Source organism: Bacteroidota bacterium (genome assembly GCA_030706565.1).
Classification (GTDB): domain Bacteria; phylum Bacteroidota; class Bacteroidia; order Bacteroidales; family JAUZOH01; genus JAUZOH01.
The window spans coordinates 1-2108 of the sequence record JAUZOH010000543.1 but is presented as its reverse complement, the minus strand read 5'-3'; the positions used below and the strand labels follow the sequence as shown (position 1 = coordinate 2108).

At 41.7% G+C, this 2108-nt stretch carries 3 protein-coding genes; 2 read left to right on the top strand and 1 reads right to left on the bottom strand.

What is annotated here, in order from left to right; translation table 11 throughout:
• Positions 1-365 (top strand): GTPase HflX (locus Q8907_16605; GenBank protein ID MDP4275890.1); only part of this gene is annotated, 365 nt, incomplete at its 5' end.
• A gap of 86 nt (positions 366-451) precedes the next feature.
• Here Q8907_16605 and Q8907_16600 read toward each other — a convergent pair.
• Positions 452-1459, bottom strand: coding sequence for an aspartate-semialdehyde dehydrogenase (locus tag Q8907_16600; protein MDP4275889.1), 1008 nt, complete (start codon positions 1457-1459; stop codon positions 452-454).
• A gap of 127 nt (positions 1460-1586) precedes the next feature.
• Between Q8907_16600 and Q8907_16595 the strand changes: the two genes are divergently transcribed.
• Positions 1587-2108: hypothetical protein (locus Q8907_16595; protein ID MDP4275888.1), on the top strand; the 522-nt coding region annotated here is incomplete at its 3' end.

The window sequence follows — 2108 nt, the reverse complement described above, 5'->3', positions numbered from 1 at the left end:
TGCGCGAAGCGGATATCCTGCTTCATGTGGTGGATATATCACATTCAAACTTTGAAGAGCAGATTCAGGTAGTAAACCAAACCCTGAAGGAATTAGGTGTGGCTGATAAACCCTGCTATCTGGTATTCAATAAAATTGATGCCTATTCCTTTATAAAAAAAGAAGAAGATGACCTTACTCCTAAAGTAAAGGAAAATATTACGCTTGAAGAGCTTAAGAATACCTGGATGGGGAAAACCAATAAAAACTGCATCTTCATTTCTGCCAGGGAAAAGCAAAATATAGAGGAACTTAAAAATATCCTTTATGAAAAGGTAAAAGAAATTCATGCAAAAAGGTACCCTTTTGACAACTTCCTTTACTAAATCTTAGTACTTATTTTAAAAATGAAGAAAACAGGGCTATCTTCATCGGCATCAAGTGTTGAAAATAGTCCTGTCCTGTTAGAAATTTACAGCAAATTCTTTTTAATCATATATTCAGCGATCTGAACGGCATTTAGTGCAGCTCCTTTACGGATCTGGTCGCCGACAACCCATAAGGTTATCCCGTTGGGATTTGAAATGTCTTTGCGGATGCGGCCCACAAAGACTTCGTCTTTCCCTGCAGCCATAAAAGGCATGGGGTACACACAATTTTTAGGATCATCCTGAAGAATCAGGCCTTCCCCGTTTTTAATGGCTTCCCTGATGGCTGAGATTTCCAATGGTTTTTCCGTCTCGCACCAGATCACTTCGGAGTGTGCACGCATAACGGGCACACGCACGCAGGTTGCGCTGACCTCTACATCAGAATGCATGATTTTCCTGGTTTCGTTGTACATTTTCATCTCTTCCTTGGTATAATCGTTGTCCAGGAAAACATCCACCTGGGGAATGAGGTTAAATGCCAGTTGAAATTTGAATTTATCAACAGTAGGTTTTTCTCCGGCCAAAACCTGTGAAGCCTGTTTATTAAGTTCTCTCATGGCCTGTGCGCCTGCACCGCTGGCAGCCTGATAGGTAGCTACATGCACCCTTTTTATGTGCGAAAGCCCTTCGATGGGTTTGAGGGCAACAACCATCTGAATGGTGGTACAGTTGGGGTTGGCAATGATGTTCCTGGGCCTGTTGCGGCAGTCGTCCGGATTTACCTCTGGAACAACCAGCGGAATGTCATTTTCCATCCTGAAAGCGCTGGAATTATCAATCATGACAGCCCCGAATTTAGTGATTGTAGAGGCAAATTCTTTTGAAACACCTGCACCTGCTGATACAAGGGCGATATCTATATCTTTGAAATCGTCGTTCTGTTTAAGTTCTTTGACTGTATAATTTTTACCCTTGTAATTATATACTTTTCCTGCACTACGCGCTGAACCAAACAATACCAGGTCGTCGGCAGGGAAGTTTCGTTGATCCAAAACCTTCAGAAATTCCTGCCCGACGGCACCACTTACACCGACAATTGCAATTTTCATGATTGAAAAACTTTTAATGAATTAAACATTAGTTTGTTGTTGCAAAAATACGTAAATTGAAGTAAAAAGATTTCAACCTGAAGAAAACAATTGCAATATGTAACCATAATTATAAAATTTATAACAGATGGAAAGACATTGGTTTCGTTATTTGTCCGTTCTGATAATTTCTGTTTCAATTCCTTGCAATGCCCAGCAAATCGTAAAATGGAACCTGGTAACAGATGGTTCTCCTACTCCAGTTTCTTCCAATTGCTCATCGGGATGGCTTACTCCCGGAAGCGGCATTACTATCAGCCCGGTGTCCGGTGAATGGGCAAACGCCAACTCATGGCCTGCCACTTCTGTTGATACCAGTAAATATTATCAGGTTTTTCTGGCGCCTCACAAGGGATATAAATTAACCATTACTGCTTTACATTTCAGTGAGCGGCGTTCATTAACCGGCATACGGAAATTTCAGGTAAGATGGTCTAAATCCGCTTCATTTACCCAATATGACACTTTTCCTGCAGTTACCGTCCCTGATGATGATGCAGTAAGGGCGCATATCCTGGACAATTTAAATCTTGCAGCTTCACAAAATGATACCCTGTTTATCCGCTGGTACGGGTACAATGTCGAATCCAGGACGGGGACCTGGCGAATA

What these genes read in the sequence shown, in the direction of transcription:
- Q8907_16600 (MDP4275889.1), bottom strand. Translation starts at nt 1,459, where the DNA reads ATGAAAATTGCAATTGTCGGTGTAAGTGGTGCCGTCGGGCAGGAATTT.